General features: G+C 67.0%; 2 pseudogenes. Both read right to left on the reverse strand.

Features of this window, described 5'->3' with window-relative positions:
• A pseudogene (gene istB / locus GMC_RS23345) lies at positions 1–402 on the reverse strand (IS21-like element IS1474 family helper ATPase IstB); the annotation flags it as partial.
• Positions 341–521, reverse strand: a pseudogene (locus GMC_RS23350) (IS21 family transposase); the annotation flags it as partial. The pseudogenes GMC_RS23350 and istB, both read right to left, overlap by 62 nt.

Below are 521 nucleotides of genomic sequence, written 5' to 3' on the forward strand. Positions count from 1 at the left end.
GCTGCCGTCGCCATGAGCGATGCGCAGTTGTTCCAGCAGGCGCGGGGTGCGCAGGTACAGGGTGCTATAGCCCTGGCGGCAGGCCTGGTTGCCCAGGGCGCAGGCCAGCCAGGTTTTGCCGGCACCGGTCGGGCCGGTCAGCAGCAGGTTGTGCTGCTGGCGGATCCAGTCGCCACTGGCCAGGGTGGCGATCAGACGCTCGTCCAGGGCGCGTCCGGAGCGGCGGTCGAGATCTTCCAGGCAGGCGTTGGCGTACTTGAGCTTGGCCTTCTTGCGCAGCCGTACCAGGCGCTGGTTGTCACGCCAGGCCAGTTCGCGGTCGAGCAGTAGGCCGAGGCGTTCATCGAAGCTCAGGCTGTGGCTGGCCGGCAGCGTCCATTGCTCTTCCAGGGCGCGGGCCATGCCGTCCAGGCGTAGCTGGTGCAGTTGATTCAGGGTGTGTTGCGGCATCATCGAACAGCTCCTGTTGCGGGGGTTGGTAGTAGTCGGCGCCACGGACGTTCTCGTGGTCGCCGGGTAAG

The organism is Aquimarina agarivorans, from assembly GCF_000218485.1.
GTDB lineage: Bacteria > Bacteroidota > Bacteroidia > Flavobacteriales > Flavobacteriaceae > Aquimarina > Aquimarina agarivorans.